The organism is Streptomyces mangrovisoli, from assembly GCF_000974985.2.
GTDB lineage: Bacteria > Actinomycetota > Actinomycetes > Streptomycetales > Streptomycetaceae > Streptomyces > Streptomyces mangrovisoli.
The window spans coordinates 122,246-137,343 of the sequence record NZ_LAVA02000005.1; the positions used below are offsets into that span (position 1 = coordinate 122,246).

The window sequence follows — 15,098 nt, forward strand, 5'->3', positions numbered from 1 at the left end:
CGGCCTCCGCTGTGTGTCGTGCATAGCGGCAGACTGTGGGCACAATTGGTTTCGGCGTCGTACAGCGTGCAACGGATGGGGAGGCAGGAACGACGGTGGCGGAACGGAGCACGGCTGCCGTCGACGTGGCAGACAACAGCGGTGACGAACCGCTGACCGCCCAGGCGGACCAGTCCACGGCCGACGAGGTGGCCCAGAACCCGCAACGGGACACGGACAACGACCAGGTGCAGGGGGGCGGCGGGACGGAGGGCCCGGGCAAGGCCGCACCGCCCGAACTGCACAGCGGTCACAAGCTCGCCAGACGCTATCGGCTGGAGGAGTGCGTCACCCGACTGGACGGCTTCAGCAGCTGGCGGGCGGTCGACGAGAAACTGCGGCGCGCCGTCGGCGTGCACATCCTCCCCTCCGACCATCCGCGGGCCCGTTCGGTGCTGGCCGCCGCCCGGTCCTCGGCGCTGCTCGGCGACCCCCGGTTCGTCCAAGTCCTCGACGCCGTCGAGGAGAACGACCTGGTGTACGTCGTCCACGAGTGGCTGCCCGACGCCACGGAGCTGACCGCGCTCCTGGCCGCCGGCCCGCTGGAGGTGCACGAGGCGTACCAGATGGTCAGCCAGGTCTCCTCGGCCATGGCGGCCGCGCACCGCGAGGGGCTCGCCCATCTGCGGCTCAACCCCAACGCCGTGCTGCGTACGTCCAGCGGTCAGTGGCGCATCCGGGGCCTCGCCGTGAACGCGGCGCTGCGCGGGATCAGCTCCGACACCCCGCAGCGCACGGACACCGAGGCGATCGGCGCACTGCTGTACGCGGCGCTCACCCAGCGCTGGCCGTACGAGAACGACGCCTACGGGCTGTCGGGTCTGCCCAAGGACATCGGGCTGATCGCTCCCGACCAGGTGCGGGCCGGCGTCCACCGGGGGCTCTCCGAGCTCGCGATGCGCGCGCTCGCCAACGACGGCGCGACGGCGTCCCGTCACGAGTCGCCGTGCACCACGCCCGAGGAGCTGGTGAAGGCGATCGGTGAGATGCCCCGCATCCGCCCGCCGGAGCCCACGTTCACCGCTCCGCCGGAGTACCAGCGCACGACGTATCAGCAGGGCACGTACGGCCGTCAGACGGCCCGTCCGGGCGCCCCGCAGCCGATGTCCGCGCCGCCGCCCCCGTTGCAGAGCCGTACCGGCAAGGCGTTGAAGTGGGCCGTGTCCGCCCTGCTCATCGCCGCGCTCGGCCTGGGCAGCTGGCAGCTCGCCGACGCCCTGATGGACCACGGCGGCAAGTCGGACGACACCAACCAGACGCAGACGACGGACGGCAACGACAAGAACGCGAAGAAGGTGACGTCGAACGGCCGGCCCATCGCCGTCCAACGCGCCCGTGACTTCGACCCGTTCGGGGACCAGTCGGAGAAGCCCGCCGACATAGGGAAGGTCTTCGACGACAGCACGTCCACGTACTGGCAGACCGACTTCTACAAGGGCGCCAACTTCGGCAACCTGAAGCCCGGTCTGGGCGTCATCGTGGACCTCGGCAAGGTGCAGCAGGTCGGCAAGGTCACCATCTCCTTCGTGGGCTCCACCGCGGTGGAACTGCGGTCGGTGAGCTCCGCCGGCGACACCTGGCCGACGTCGTACGACTCGTACACGACGGTCGCCAAGGGCGAGGGGGAGAGCGTCACGCTCAAGCCCGGCCAGACCCTCAAGACGCGGTACCTGCTCGTGTGGCTCACCAAGCTGCCGCTTCAGGCCGACGAGGGCACCTACCGGGGGAGAGTCGCGGACATCAAGGTGACGGGCTAGTTTCCCCGCTGGGGAGGGGACGATGGCAGAAGGCGCCGGGTACGGCGACGCCAAGGACGAGGATCTGCTCGCCCGTCACGTCGACGGGGATCCCGACGCCTTCGGTGAGATCGTGCGACGCCACCGTGACCGGCTCTGGGCGGTCGCCCTGCGCACGCTGGGCGACCGCGAAGAGGCCGCGGACGCGGTGCAGGACGCCCTCGTGTCCGCCTATCGCGCCGCCCACACCTTCCGCGGTCAGTCGGCCGTCACGACCTGGCTGCACCGGATCACGGTGAACGCCTGTCTCGACCGGGCCCGCAAGACGGCCTCGCGCAAGACCTCACCGGTCGACGACACCGAGCGGCTGGAACAGTTGCTGGAGCCGCACGAGTCGGCCTCCGCCCCGGCCGAACGCAACGATCTGCACCGTCAGCTGCTCGAAGCCCTCGGCACCCTGCCACCCGACCAGCGGGCCGCGCTCGTCCTGGTCGACATGCAGGGCTACCCCGTCGCGGAGGCCGCTCGGATGCTCGACGTGCCCACCGGGACGGTCAAGAGCAGATGCGCCCGCGGCCGGGCCAGACTGCTGCCTCTCCTCACTCATCTACGGCCGGAAAACGCGGCCGCCGGCGGGGAAAGTCCGGACACGGGACGGAACCAGGGGCCGGGGAGTTCCGTCCCACCGGCAGCGGGTTCTCGGGACGGGGGTCCCGGCCATGCGGGACCGAGCGATTCAGCTGCTGTGAAGGGCGGAGGCGGGCGAGCGTGACTTCCACGACAGACGCGGCCGGACACCCGGACGTCGAGGAGATCTCCGACCTCACCGAGGGTCTGCTCGCGCCGTCCCGGGCCGTCGAGGTGCAGGGGCATCTCGAAGCGTGCGCCCTCTGCTCGGATGTCCACGCCTCGCTGGAGGAGATCCGGGAACTGCTGGGCGACCTTCCCGAACCGCAGCCGATGCCGGCCGATGTGGCAGAACGCATCGATGCCGCCCTCGCCGCGGAGGCCCTGACCCCGACGACATCCGAAGCGCATGTTTCACGTGAAACATCGCTCGCCGCGGATCGTCCCGCCGGACGTGCACATGGGACGCCCGTGCCGGGCGGGGTATCGACCGGTCCGGGATCGACGGCCGGCGGGGGCGCGACCACCGGCCCGGGGCGCGGACGGGTCAGGCGGCGCAGGAGGATCGCCCTGGGGACCGCCCTCACGGCCGCGGTCCTGGGGGCCGGTGCCCTTCTCGTCCAGTCGCTGGGCGGCTCCACCGGTTCCGGCGCCACGGACACGTTCTCTCACGAGAAGCTCCAGAACCAGGTCGCGGATCTCCTCGGCACCAAGAGCCCGAGCCCCAGCCCCTCCCCGAGCGGCGACACGAAGAAGCCCTGGGGAGTCCAGTCCGATGGGGACGGGGCCACGGCCAACACCTTGATCGCTCCCTCGCCGTCCGTCCCCGACTGCGTCCGCAAGGGCATCAACCGCACGGACACCGTCCTCGGGGCCAAGAAGGGCACCTACCAGGGCGACGCGGCCTATCTCGTGGTCCTCCCGGATGCCACCGACACCCGGCGCGTCACGGCCTACGTCGTCGATGCCGCCTGCGCCGGCAAGAAGCCGGCCACCCCGGGCAAGATCCTGCTGAAGCGGTCCTACGCGAAGCCCTGACGCACGGCTCGCCCTTCCCTGTCTCCGCCGGTGTTCCTCTCCCGTGTGGCAACCCCGTGTGCCCGGACACACCGGGAATGCGCGCCCCGTAGGATCCGTTGGGTGGGGTGAGAGCTCAGAGAGACGCTCCCACCGGCCGTACGACGCAGTCCAGAGACGAGGAAACAAGCCGTGAGCGACGTCCGTAACGTGATCATCATCGGCTCCGGGCCGGCCGGCTACACGGCGGCGCTCTACACCGCGCGCGCCTCGCTGAAGCCGCTGGTCTTCGAGGGCGCCGTCACCGCCGGCGGTGCGCTGATGAACACGACCGAGGTGGAGAACTTCCCGGGCTTCCGCGACGGCATCATGGGCCCCGACCTGATGGACAACATGCGCGCCCAGGCGGAGCGCTTCGGCGCCGAGCTGATCCCGGACGACATCGTCTCCGTCGACCTCACGGGCGAGATCAAGACCGTCACGGACACCGCGGGCACCGTCCACCGCGCGAAGGCCGTCATCGTCACCACGGGCTCCCAGCACCGCAAGCTGGGCCTGCCCAACGAGGACGCCCTCTCCGGCCGTGGCGTCTCCTGGTGTGCGACCTGTGACGGGTTCTTCTTCAAGGACCAGGACATCGCCGTCATCGGCGGTGGCGACACGGCGATGGAAGAGGCCACCTTCCTCTCCCGCTTCGCCAAGTCCGTGACGATCGTCCACCGTCGGGACACGCTGCGCGCCTCCAAGGCGATGCAGGAGCGCGCCTTCGCCGACCCGAAGATCAAGTTCGTCTGGGACAGCGAGGTCGCCGAGGTCCAGGGCGAGCAGAAGCTGTCCGGTCTGAAGCTGCGCAACCTCAAGACCGGCGAGCTCTCCGACCTGCCGGTGACGGGCCTGTTCATCGCGATCGGCCACGACCCGCGCACCGAGCTCTTCAAGGGCCAGCTCGACCTGGACGAGGAGGGCTACCTCAAGGTCGCCGCCCCCTCGACCCGCACCAACGTCACCGGGGTCTTCGCCGCGGGCGACGTGGTCGACCACACCTACCGCCAGGCGATCACGGCGGCCGGTACCGGCTGCTCCTCCGCCCTGGACGCCGAGCGCTACCTCGCCGCGCTCGCGGACGAGGACACGGCTGAGCCCGAGAAGACCTCTGTCTGACCTCCCCGACCCGCCCCACCGCATCACCGAATTGATTAAGGAGCCCTCCGTGGCCGGCACCCTGAAGAACGTGACCGACGACTCCTTCGACGAGGACGTCCTCAAGAACGACAAGCCCGTCCTGGTGGACTTCTGGGCCGCCTGGTGCGGTCCGTGCCGTCAGATCGCTCCGTCCCTCGAGGCCATCGCCGCCGAGTACGGAGACAAGATCGAGATCGTCAAGCTCAACATCGACGAGAACCCGGGCACGGCCGCGAAGTACGGCGTCATGTCGATCCCGACCCTGAACGTCTACCAGGGCGGCGAGGTCGCCAAGACCATCGTCGGCGCCAAGCCGAAGGCCGCGATCGTGCGCGACCTCGAGGAGTTCATCGTCACCAAGTGACGTTTCACGTGAAACATCGAAGGGGCCGACCCGGAAGGGTCGGCCCCTTCGCTCTGCCGACTCAGAGCGGCCGAAGCGCTGGTTCCTTCTGTACGGCCCCCAGCAACCGGTCGAGCGCCATCTCCACGTCTTCCTTCCAGGAGAGCGTGGAGCGCAGCTCCAGCCGCAGCCTGGGGTGTGTGGGGTGCTGCCGGACGGTCTTGAACCCCACGGCGAGAAGATGGTCGGCCGGAAGAATGCAGGACGGCCCCTTCCACCGGGCGTCGCCGAAGGCCTCGATCGCCTTGAAGCCCCGCCGCAGCAGATCCTTGGCGACCGTCTGGACCATCACTCTGCCGAGCCCCTGACCCTGATAACGGGGCAGGATGAAGCTCGTCATCAACTGGACCGCGTCCGGGGAGACGGGGCTGGTGGGGAAGGCAGTGGAACGCGGGACATAGGCCGGCGGCGCGTAGAGCACAAAGCCCACCGGCACGTCATCGACATAGACGACTCTGCCGCAGGAACCCCAGTCGAGCAGGACGGCGGAGATCCAGGCTTCCTTCTCCGTGGCCGCCGTGCCCGCCTTTACCGCGGCTTCTCCTCTGACGGGGTCCAGCTCCCAGAAGACGCAGGAGCGGCAGGGCTGGGGAAGGTCCGCAAGGTTGTCCAGCGTGAGCGGTACAAGCCGACGCCCCATGAAGGCGGTTCCTCGCTTCCTTCGCCCGCTGCGTCGCGAGCGGCCGTCAGAGCGCTCCGTTCTCTGAGCAGGCTACCGACGAATCCGCCGACGGCCCCCAGGCCGAGGCCCGCGCTCACCAGTCCGGTCCGGCTCACCGTTCGCATGGCCCCCGCCTCCCCAAGAGGTGTTGCCGGGTGGATGCGCCATACCCGATCGCATCGTATCCACGATGTGATTCCATCGATACCGGCAGAAAGCAAAGAGCGGACCGTGTTCCGGTACACACCGGACACCGTCCGCTCCACTGCTCGGCGGGGCCTTGCGGAGGATCAGTCCTCCGTCTCCTCCCCACCGCCGTCGTGCAGGCTCTTCTCGAACACGGGACCCTCACCCGGGGCGAGCGTGCCGAGGATCCGCTCGAGGTCCTCCATGGAGGCGAACTCGACGGTGATCTTGCCCTTCTTCTGCCCGAGGTCGACCTTCACCCGGGTCTCGAAGCGGTCGGAGAGGCGCGTGGCGAGATCCGTCAGCGCCGGGGAGAGCCGGGCACCGGCACGCGGCCCCTTGGCCCGCTGAGGCGCCTCCGGACGCGAACCCATCAGGGTCACGATCTCTTCCACGGCCCGCACCGACAGCCCCTCGGCGACGATCCGGTGGGCCAGCCGGTCCTGCTCCTCGGAGTCCTCCACCGACAGCAGCGCACGCGCGTGGCCGGCCGAGAGGACACCCGCCGCGACCCGGCGCTGCACGGCCGGCGAAAGCTTCAGCAGGCGCAGGGTGTTGGAGACCTGCGGGCGGGACCGGCCGATGCGGTCCGCCAGCTGGTCGTGGGTGCAGTTGAAGTCCTTCAGCAGCTGGTCGTAGGCGGCGGCCTCTTCCAGCGGGTTCAGCTGCGCCCGGTGCAGGTTCTCCAGCAGGGCGTCCAGCAGGAGCTTCTCGTCGTCCGTGGCCCGCACGATCGCCGGGATGGCGTCGAGGCCGGCCTCACGGCAGGCCCGCCACCGGCGCTCGCCCATGATGAGCTCGTAGCGCCCGGAGCCGATCTGGCGGACGACCACGGGCTGGAGCAGGCCGACCTCCTGGATGGAGGTGACGAGCTCGGCCAGGGCGTCCTCGTCGAAGACCTCGCGAGGCTGCCGCGGGTTCGGCGTGATGTCGTCGAGAGGGATCTCGGCAAAGTGCGCGCCGACCGGAGACGACGGGGTCTCGCTCAGGCCGAACGCCGAGAAGTCGTCGGAGTCCTGGACCACCGGCGGCAGGGTGGCCACCTTCGCCGTGGCCAGGCCGCGGTCGGTCAGTGTCGGGACTCCGGCCGAGCCGGAGGACGGGGAAACCGTGCCACCCAGGGCGGCCGGAGCCACCGTCTTCTCCGTCGGTGCTGCGGGGATCAGTGCGCCGAGTCCACGGCCCAAACCCCTCCGTCGCTCACTCACTGCATCCCCTCCACCATGCTCGGGTCGCTCTGGGCGCCGATGTGGGCGTGCGTCGCGTCATAGCTGACGCCGACACCCCTCAGCGCGATTTCTCGGGCCGCCTCAAGATAGGAGAGGGCACCGCTCGAACCAGGATCGTAAGTCAGGACCGTCTGCCCATAGCTCGGCGCCTCGGAGATACGGACGGAGCGGGGAATGCTCGTCCGCAGCACCTCGTCGCCGAAGTGGGTCCGCACCTCTTCCGCCACCTGCGAGGCCAGGCGCGTCCGGCCGTCGTACATGGTGAGCAGGATGGTCGAGACATGAAGGCCGGGGTTGAGGTGCCCCCGCACCAGGTCGACATTGCGCAGCAGCTGGCCGAGGCCCTCCAGCGCGTAGTACTCGCACTGGATCGGGATCAGGACTTCCTGCCCCGCGACAAGCGCGTTGACCGTGAGCAGACCGAGCGACGGCGGGCAGTCGATCAGGACATAGTCGAGCGGCTGCTCGTACGCCTGGATGGCCCGCTCGAGACGGCTCTCACGTGCCACCAGGGACACCAGCTCGATCTCCGCACCGGCAAGGTCGATCGTCGCCGGGGCACAGAAGAGTCCTTCGACATCCGGGACCGGCTGGACCACGTCGGCGAGAGGCTTGCTCTCCACCAGCACGTCGTAGATGGAGGGCACCTCGGCGTGGTGGTCGATCCCCAGCGCGGTGGAGGCATTGCCCTGCGGGTCGAGGTCGATCACCAGCACGCGGCCGCCGTGCAGAGCCAGCGACGCGGCAAGATTGACGGTCGTCGTCGTCTTGCCCACGCCACCCTTCTGGTTGGCGACCACGATCACTCGGGTCTGCTCAGGCCGCGGCAGACCCTCGCCGGCGCGACCCAGAGCCTCGACCGCCAGCTGGGCAGCGCGACCGATGGGAGTGTCGTCCATCGGGGGCGGTGTTTCACGTGAAACATCCATCCCCATCGATTCGGTACGGGGACCGGGGACCGGGTCGGTCATCGGTCCCGCGATGTTGGCGTCGGACCGCAAGGATTCACTCTCCTCGACTTCAGGCTCGCAATGAACAGAGCCTCCCATGTCTTCGGGGTCGTGAACCAGTGAGGCCAGTTCTTCTGTGGAGAAATCCACCTCTGTGGACAACTCCATTCCCCCTGAGGGGGACGACGTCTCATCCGAAGGCGACACTCCGTCGACGATCCGAGACGGAGCGTCGACCGAGGGAGGCGGAGTCTTCGCCGCACGGGGCGGAAGACCGGAGGGGCGGGGTTTCTCCCCGGAGGGAGCCGAGGGCTTCCGGTCACGGGGCGCGGCGGCGGCCCGGCCCCGGCTGATGATGCCGTGCAGCAGTGAGCGACGTTTCACGTGAAACACGATGCACAGCAGCCAAGGCCGGGTTGTCGCGACACTCCGGCATGTACGGGTCGGGCAGCTTGTGTGGAGTACGCCTCACCCGAAGAAAAGAACTGGAATGGATCAACGCCGTCGGCGCGTACGGCCCGTGCGGGCCGCCTTGGCCCGCTTCGCCGCGAACCGCACACCACCGGGGCTCTCTCCGACCTCCACACGCACCACGGTGGAGAGCGGATCGACGATCCCGTCACCCACTTGGTGGATGGACGTCCCCACCGCACCGAGCTTGCTGAGCGCCGTGGACGCGGCCTTCAGCTCCTCCTCGGCGGTGTCGCCCTTGAGGGCCAGCATCTCCCCGTAGGGCCGCAGCAGAGGGATGCCCCAGGTGGCGAGGCGGTCCAGCGGTGCCACCGCGCGAGCGGTCACGACATGGACCGGCGGCAACTTGCCCATGACCTCCTCGGCCCGACCCCGCATCACGGTGACATGGTCGAGGCCCAGCAGCTCGACGACCTCGGTGAGGAAGTTCGTCCGCCGCAGCAGGGGCTCAAGGAGCGTGATCTTCAGATCCTCGCGGACGAGGGCCAGGGGGATGCCGGGCAGTCCGGCACCCGAGCCCACGTCGCAGACGGTCACACCGTCCGGCACGACCTCGGAGAGCACCGCACAGTTGAGCAGATGCCGCTCCCAGAGGCGGGGCACCTCCCTCGGGCCGATCAGACCGCGCTGCACACCGGCCTCGGCGAGCAGCTCCGCGTAGCGGACCGCATCGGCGAAGCGTGCACCAAAGACCTCGCGCGCCTGTTCGGGCGCGGGAGGGAGCTCCGCTGCCTCCGTCACGGGGACCGTCCTTCCGTACCGCGCCGGCGCTTCGGGCGCCGACCCTCAGAACTACCAGGCTGACAAAGTTCGGCCCCGCCTGCTGCACAGACGGGGCCGTTGAACCGTAGGACCGCTCAGGCGGGCAGCACGACGACGAAGCGCTGCGGCTCCTCGCCCTCCGACTCGCTGCGCAGGCCGGCGGCCTTGACCGCGTCGTGCACGACCTTGCGCTCGAAGGGGGTCATCGGCTTCAGCTTCACGGCTTCACCGCTGCTCTTGGCCTCGGCGGCGGCCTTGGCACCCAGCTCGGAGAGCTCGGAGCGCTTCTGGGCCCGGTATCCCGCGATGTCCAGCATCAGCCGGCTGCGGTCGCCGGTCTCCCGGTGCACCGCCAGACGCGTCAGCTCCTGGAGGGCCTCGAGCACCTCACCGTCGCGCCCGACCAGCTTGTTCAGATCGCGGCTGTTGCTGTCGCTGATGATCGAGACGGACGCCCGATCGGCCTCGACGTCCATGTCGATGTCGCCGTCGAGGTCGGCGATGTCCAGCAGACCCTCGAGGTAGTCCGCCGCGATCTCGCCCTCCTGCTCCAGGCGGGTCAGGGTGTCTGCGCCCTCGGCAGCAGCGGAGGTGGTGCCTTCCGTCACGGGATGGGCTCCTTCTTACTTCTTGGACGGGGACTTGGGCCGCTGCGGGCCGCCCTTGCGCTGGCCGGAGGCGGCCTTGCTGCGGGTGCCGGTGCCCGGCTTCGCGGAGGTGGCCTTCTTGGCCGCGGCGGGGGCGGCGTCCTGCGGCTCGGCGGACTCGGCGGAGTCGGTCGCGTCGTCAGGCTCGTCGGACTTCTCCAGCGAGGTGGACGGCGTGGCGTCGTCCACCCCCTTGGCAAGACCGGACTGGCGCTGCGCCTTGCTCTGCCGCTTGGGCTGCTGACGCTTGACCGGAGCCGCGGCCGTGCTCGTCGTACCGTCCTCGTTCTCCACGGTGACGGCGGTGTCGCTCTTCACCACGGTGCCGTCCGCCTGAGCGGCGAGACCCGCCTTGGTCAGAGCGTTGACGAACTTCCGCTCGAACTCGTTGCGGTCGCGGCCCTTGGTGACGATCGCCTTGACGATGGCCTTCTCGCTGCGCCGGCGGACCTTGCCGTGCTGCGTCACGTGCTTGGTCAGACGCTCCAGGTAGGAGGCCTGAGCCTTGGAACCCGGGGTCGGGTTGTTGTGGATGACGTACATCTGCTGGCCCATGGTCCACACGTTCGTGGTCAGCCAGTAGATGAGGACACCGACGGGGAAGCGGATGCCGAAGAAGGCGAACATGATCGGGAAGACGTACATCAGCATCTTCTGCTGCTGCATGAACGGCGTCTTCACCGTCGTGTCGACGTTCTTGGTCATCAGCTGGCGCTGCGTGTAGAACTGCGACCCCGACATCAGCACGATCATGATCGCGGTGACGACGCGGACGTCCGTCACCGAGGCGCCGAGGGCGGCGACCGTGTCAGCGCTGTCCAGGAACTTCGCGGCGAGCGGAGCGCCGAAGATGTGCGCCTTCTGCGCGCTCTCCAGCAGGTCCTGGTTGATCACGCCGATGGTCTGACCCGACGCGATGCCGTTGAGCACGTGGTACAGGGCGAAGAAGAACGGCGACTGCGCCAGGATGGGAAGGCACGAGGAGAGCGGGTTGGTGCCCGCCTCCTTGTACAGCTTCATCATCTCTTCGGACTGGCGCTGCTTGTCGTTCTTGTAGCGCTCCTGGATCTTCTTCATCTCCGGCTGGAGCGTCTGCATCGCGCGCGTCGCCTTGATCTGCTTCACGAAGAGCGGGATCAGGCAGATACGGATCAGAATCACCAGGGACACGATGGACAGGCCCCAGGCCCATCCCGTGTCCGGGCCGAAGATCTTCCCGTACACGGCGTGGAACTGGACGATGACCCAGGAGACGGGTGTCGTGATGAAGCTGAAAAGACTGGCAATCGTGTCCACTAATCATGCTCCTTGGGCATGGGACGGTGTCTCTGCGGCCGGGCTCGACGAGGTGTCAGCCCCGTCGGTGGCCGGTTCGGCGGCGGAGGTCCCGCCCCTGCGTGCACGCCAGGCGTCACGCAGCATTTCGTGCCATCGCGGGCGCTTGCGCGGCGGGACATGGTCCACGCCGCCGAGCGACCACGGATTGCACCGCAGGATGCGCCAGGCGGTGAGTGCCGTGCCCTTGATCGCACCGTGCCGGTCGATGGCTGTATAGCCGTAGTGGGAGCACGACGGGTAGTACTTGCACACCGGCCCCAGCAGTGGGCTGATGGTCCACTGGTAGATCTTGATCAGAGCCAGCAGCGGGTACTTCATCGCGCGCCCCCTCCCAACAGCCGTTGCAGGGCGGCATCCAGGTCTCGGGCCAGCTGTGCATGGTCGGCGTCGCCCGCGCCGGGCAGCGCTCGTACGACTACCAGGCTACCGGGGGGAAAGAGGACGACCCGCTCCCGCATCAGATGACGCAGTCTGCGCCTGACGCTGTTGCGGACGACCGCCTTGCCCACGGCCTTGCTGACGACGAAACCCGCACGCGTCGGGGGAGCGCTCTCCCCAGGCGCGTGCGGGTCCGTGGCACCGCTACGAAAATGGACGACGAGAGTCGGGCGTCCAGCCCGGCGTCCTCGTCGGACCGCGGTCGCGAAGTCCTCGCGCCGCCTCAGCCGGTTCTCGGTGGGCAGCACGACGGCATGACCTGACCGGGATCAGGCGGACAGACGGGCGCGACCCTTGCTACGGCGGGACGCGAGAATCGCGCGGCCGGCACGGGTGCGCATACGCAGCCGGAAGCCGTGGGTCTTCGCGCGACGACGGTTGTTCGGCTGGAAGGTGCGCTTGCTCACTCGGGGGCTCCAGAAATTTATCGGTAGTGGCGGGGTGCCGTCCTGGCTGTCACCGTGCGCCCACGAGTAGCTCGCAGTAACGCCCGTGTGCACCGCTTCCCGATCACCTGACGCGATCTGTGCCCATCGGAGGCAGGCGGCAGCAGCCATCGACAACTCGACCTGGTTACGGTACGCGGGGCTACGCCATCCGGTCAAACCAGGAGCCACGGAGAGACACTGTCCACAGGCTGGGGACAACAACTTGAACCGCACCACCCACGCTGACTACCGTGGCTGAACTCTGATTCGTTCCGTTATCCCCACCCGACCCGATTTACATCCCGATCCGTCTCACGATCACACGTTCGTGGGACCAGCGAGAGAGCGTGCCCTGTGGCTGACGTACCTGCCGATCTTGCCGCAGTGTGGCCACGAGTTCTGGAAGAGCTTCTCGGCGAGGGCCGCGGGCAGGGTGTCGAGGCGAAGGACGAGCACTGGATCCGCCGCTGCCAGCCACTGGCGCTGGTCGCGGACACGGCCCTGCTCGCCGTACCGAACGAATTCGCGAAGAAGGTGCTGGAGGACCGTCTGGCCCCGATCGTGAGCGAGACGCTGAGCCGCGAGTGCGGCCGCCCGATCCGCATCGCGATCACCGTCGACGACTCCGCCGGCGAACCCCCGTCGCCGCCGGCCCCTCCGCTCCAGCAGCAGCCGCGCTACGAGGAGACCGAACTCCCCGCCGGCCGCGACCCGTACGAGGGCTACGGCCGCCACCGGGCCGAGCCCCCGGCCGGCGGCGAGCAGATGCCCACGGCCCGCCCCGCCTACCCCGGCGAGTACCAGCGGCCCGAGCCCGGCGCCTGGCCGCGCCCCTCGCAGGACGACTACGGCTGGCAGCAGCAGCGACTCGGCTTCCCCGAACGCGACCCGTACGCCTCGCCCTCGCAGGACTCCTACGGCGACTCCGGGCGCGAGACGTACGGCACCCCCTCCCGGGACCCCCGGGAGGGATACGGCGGCGACTCGGGCCGCGACTCCTACGGCGAGCAGCACCGCGACACCTACGGCGACTCCGGCCGCGACACCTACGGCGACTCCGGCCGCGACGCGTACGGCGACTCGGGCCGCGACGGCTACGGGCCGTCCTCCGACTACCGCCCGCAGGGCATGGACCGCCCGTCCTACGACCAGCAGCGCCAGGACTACGACGGCGGGCGGGGCGACTACGACGGCCGCGGCCGCCGCGAGCTGCCCGAGCCGCCCGCCGGCGCGGGCCCCGTCCACCGGGGCGGACCGGGTGGTCCCGCCGTCCCGGGCGGCGGCCCCGGCCCGCTGGGCGCGAAGCCGGCGCCCGCGTCCGGGCCCGGCGAACCGACCGCGCGCCTCAACCCGAAGTACCTCTTCGACACGTTCGTCATCGGCGCGTCCAACCGCTTCGCGCACGCGGCCGCGGTCGCCGTCGCCGAGGCGCCCGCGAAGGCGTACAACCCCCTCTTCATCTATGGCGAGTCGGGGCTCGGCAAGACGCACCTGCTGCACGCGATCGGACACTACGCGCGGAGCCTCTACCCGGGCACCCGCGTGCGGTACGTGAGCTCCGAGGAGTTCACCAACGAGTTCATCAACTCCATCCGCGACGGCAAGGGCGACAGCTTCCGCAAGCGCTACCGCGAGATGGACATCCTGCTCGTCGACGACATCCAGTTCCTGGCGGACAAGGAGTCGACGCAGGAGGAGTTCTTCCACACCTTCAACACGCTCCACAACGCGAACAAGCAGATCGTGCTGTCCTCCGACCGGCCGCCCCGGCAGCTGGTGACGCTGGAGGACCGGCTGCGCAACCGCTTCGAGTGGGGACTGACCACCGACGTCCAGCCGCCCGAGCTGGAGACCCGTATCGCGATCCTGCGCAAGAAGGCGGTGCAGGAGCAGCTCAACGCCCCGCCGGAGGTGCTGGAGTTCATCGCCTCCCGGATCTCGCGCAACATCCGCGAGCTGGAGGGCGCGCTGATCCGGGTGACGGCGTTCGCCTCGCTCAACCGGCAGCCGGTGGACCTCGGCCTCACGGAGATCGTCCTCAAGGACCTGATCCCGGGCGGCGAGAACGCGGCGCCGGAGATCACGGCCTCGGCCATCATGGCGGCGACCGCGGACTACTTCGGCCTGACGGTCGAGGACCTGTGCGGCACCTCGCGCGGCCGCGCGCTGGTCACCGCCCGGCAGATCGCCATGTACCTGTGCCGGGAGCTGACCGATCTGTCGCTGCCCAAGATCGGGGCGCAGTTCGGCAACCGCGACCACACGACGGTGATGCACGCCGACCGCAAGATCCGCGCGCTGATGGCCGAGCGCCGCTCGATCTACAACCAGGTCACCGAGCTCACCAACCGCATCAAGAACGGCTGACGGCGGCCGGACCGCAGCACCACGGCGTACGCACGAGGGCGCCCACGGGAGGACATCCCGGGGGCGCCCTTCCGCCGTTCCCAGTGGCGCGTGGACGGCGCTCGGGCGGCGCGAGGAAGCATTCGGAGAGCGGCACGAGGCAACTCGGAAGGCGTCCTGGAGGGCACTCAGAGGGCGAGGAGGGTGCCCGGAGGGCGTCGGAAGAGTGCCCGGAGGGGCGGCCGGTGGGGTGGACACCCGTCCAACCTGTTCGATTGCGCCGCAGGTTACGGCCTTCGTCCACAGATTCGGCGACTTTTTTCCGTCCACATCCTGGGGACTGAGAAGTTATCCAGAACGTATCCACAGGCCAGCCGGGTGACAGGGCATCAGCCCAGCTCAGGTGGTTGTGGATTCGTGGATGAACGATCTCCACAGACTGTGGACAAACCGGAGATCCACAACCTGTGGACCGAGTTGTCCACCGGCTGCCCACAGGCTGAGGCCGGTTGTCCCCAGCGATCGCCGGCTTCTCCACATGCCTGTCCACTGTTCGGCAACGCGACGCCCCCTCTCACCGCGTCGAGTGAAAGGCGTCACACAAAGGTGCCGGGTTGGCCTGTGGGAAAGGTGGGTAA

The 15,098-nt window shown here is 69.1% G+C and carries 15 protein-coding genes; 6 read left to right on the forward strand and 9 right to left on the reverse strand.

Translation table 11 applies throughout. The annotated features are described in order from the left end of the window. Positions 1 to 95: 95 nt before the first annotated feature. The 5 genes from WN71_RS03585 (at position 96) to trxA (ending at position 4,965) form a co-directional block, all read left to right on the forward strand. Positions 96 to 1,796: a protein kinase family protein gene (locus WN71_RS03585; protein WP_046583686.1), complete on the forward strand. Its 1,701-nt coding sequence runs from the start codon at positions 96 to 98 to the stop codon at positions 1,794 to 1,796. A 22-nt stretch (positions 1,797 to 1,818) separates the two neighbouring features. Then, entirely contained in the window at positions 1,819 to 2,547 is a 729-nt protein-coding gene (sigM, locus tag WN71_RS03590; RefSeq protein ID WP_046583685.1) for an RNA polymerase sigma factor SigM, read from the forward strand. Further along, positions 2,544 to 3,440, forward strand: a complete 897-nt coding sequence (locus tag WN71_RS03595) for an anti-sigma factor family protein (protein WP_046583684.1) — start codon at positions 2,544 to 2,546, stop codon at positions 3,438 to 3,440. Before sigM ends, WN71_RS03595 begins: the two co-directional genes overlap by 4 nt. A gap of 171 nt (positions 3,441 to 3,611) precedes the next feature. Continuing rightward, entirely contained in the window at positions 3,612 to 4,580 is a 969-nt protein-coding gene (trxB, locus tag WN71_RS03600) for a thioredoxin-disulfide reductase (protein WP_046583683.1), read from the forward strand. A gap of 49 nt (positions 4,581 to 4,629) precedes the next feature. Beyond that, a complete protein-coding gene (gene trxA / locus WN71_RS03605; protein ID WP_046583682.1) occupies positions 4,630 to 4,965 on the forward strand; it encodes a thioredoxin in 336 nt (111 codons plus the stop codon). Positions 4,966 to 5,026: 61 nt separating this feature from the next. On the opposite strand, the gene WN71_RS03610 is transcribed toward trxA, so the two are convergent. From WN71_RS03610 to rpmH, 9 genes are all read right to left on the reverse strand, one after another. Then, complete coding sequence (locus tag WN71_RS03610; protein WP_046583681.1) at positions 5,027 to 5,644, reverse strand: GNAT family N-acetyltransferase; 618 nt, start codon at positions 5,642 to 5,644, stop codon at positions 5,027 to 5,029. A gap of 311 nt (positions 5,645 to 5,955) precedes the next feature. After that, complete coding sequence (locus tag WN71_RS03615) at positions 5,956 to 7,059, reverse strand: ParB/RepB/Spo0J family partition protein (protein ID WP_046583680.1); 1,104 nt, start codon at positions 7,057 to 7,059, stop codon at positions 5,956 to 5,958. Further along, positions 7,056 to 8,129, reverse strand: a complete 1,074-nt coding sequence (locus tag WN71_RS03620; protein WP_079177623.1) for a ParA family protein — start codon at positions 8,127 to 8,129, stop codon at positions 7,056 to 7,058. The genes WN71_RS03615 and WN71_RS03620 overlap by 4 nt, the downstream gene beginning before the upstream one ends. A gap of 396 nt (positions 8,130 to 8,525) precedes the next feature. After that, positions 8,526 to 9,242, reverse strand: coding sequence for a 16S rRNA (guanine(527)-N(7))-methyltransferase RsmG (rsmG, locus tag WN71_RS03625; RefSeq protein WP_046583678.1), 717 nt, complete (start codon positions 9,240 to 9,242; stop codon positions 8,526 to 8,528). 116 nt (positions 9,243 to 9,358) lie between these two features. Beyond that, positions 9,359 to 9,871, reverse strand: coding sequence for a Jag family protein (locus tag WN71_RS03630; protein ID WP_046583677.1), 513 nt, complete (start codon positions 9,869 to 9,871; stop codon positions 9,359 to 9,361). 15 nt (positions 9,872 to 9,886) lie between these two features. Continuing rightward, positions 9,887 to 11,206: a membrane protein insertase YidC gene (gene yidC / locus WN71_RS03635; RefSeq protein WP_046583676.1), complete on the reverse strand. Its 1,320-nt coding sequence runs from the start codon at positions 11,204 to 11,206 to the stop codon at positions 9,887 to 9,889. A gap of 3 nt (positions 11,207 to 11,209) precedes the next feature. Beyond that, entirely contained in the window at positions 11,210 to 11,566 is a 357-nt protein-coding gene (yidD, locus tag WN71_RS03640) for a membrane protein insertion efficiency factor YidD (protein WP_046583675.1), read from the reverse strand. Then, on the reverse strand, positions 11,563 to 11,934 hold the full coding sequence (rnpA, locus tag WN71_RS39480; protein WP_079177617.1) for a ribonuclease P protein component: 372 nt from the start codon (positions 11,932 to 11,934) through the stop codon (positions 11,563 to 11,565). Before rnpA ends, yidD begins: the two co-directional genes overlap by 4 nt. Positions 11,935 to 11,955: 21 nt before the next feature. Further along, on the reverse strand, positions 11,956 to 12,093 hold the full coding sequence (gene rpmH / locus WN71_RS39485; protein ID WP_003956500.1) for a 50S ribosomal protein L34: 138 nt from the start codon (positions 12,091 to 12,093) through the stop codon (positions 11,956 to 11,958). 375 nt (positions 12,094 to 12,468) lie between these two features. Here rpmH and dnaA point away from each other — a divergent pair, with 375 nt between their 5' ends. Continuing rightward, positions 12,469 to 14,481, forward strand: coding sequence for a chromosomal replication initiator protein DnaA (gene dnaA / locus WN71_RS03650; RefSeq protein ID WP_079177618.1), 2,013 nt, complete (start codon positions 12,469 to 12,471; stop codon positions 14,479 to 14,481). Positions 14,482 to 15,098: the final 617 nt, after the last annotated feature.

What these genes read in the sequence shown, in the direction of transcription:
- sigM (WP_046583685.1), top strand. Translation starts at nt 1,819, where the DNA reads ATGGCAGAAGGCGCCGGGTACGGCGACGCCAAGGACGAGGATCTGCTC.
- WN71_RS03610 (WP_046583681.1), bottom strand. Translation starts at nt 5,644, where the DNA reads ATGGGGCGTCGGCTTGTACCGCTCACGCTGGACAACCTTGCGGACCTT.
- WN71_RS03620 (WP_079177623.1), bottom strand. Translation starts at nt 8,129, where the DNA reads ATGGGAGGCTCTGTTCATTGCGAGCCTGAAGTCGAGGAGAGTGAATCC.
- yidD (WP_046583675.1), bottom strand. Translation starts at nt 11,566, where the DNA reads ATGAAGTACCCGCTGCTGGCTCTGATCAAGATCTACCAGTGGACCATC.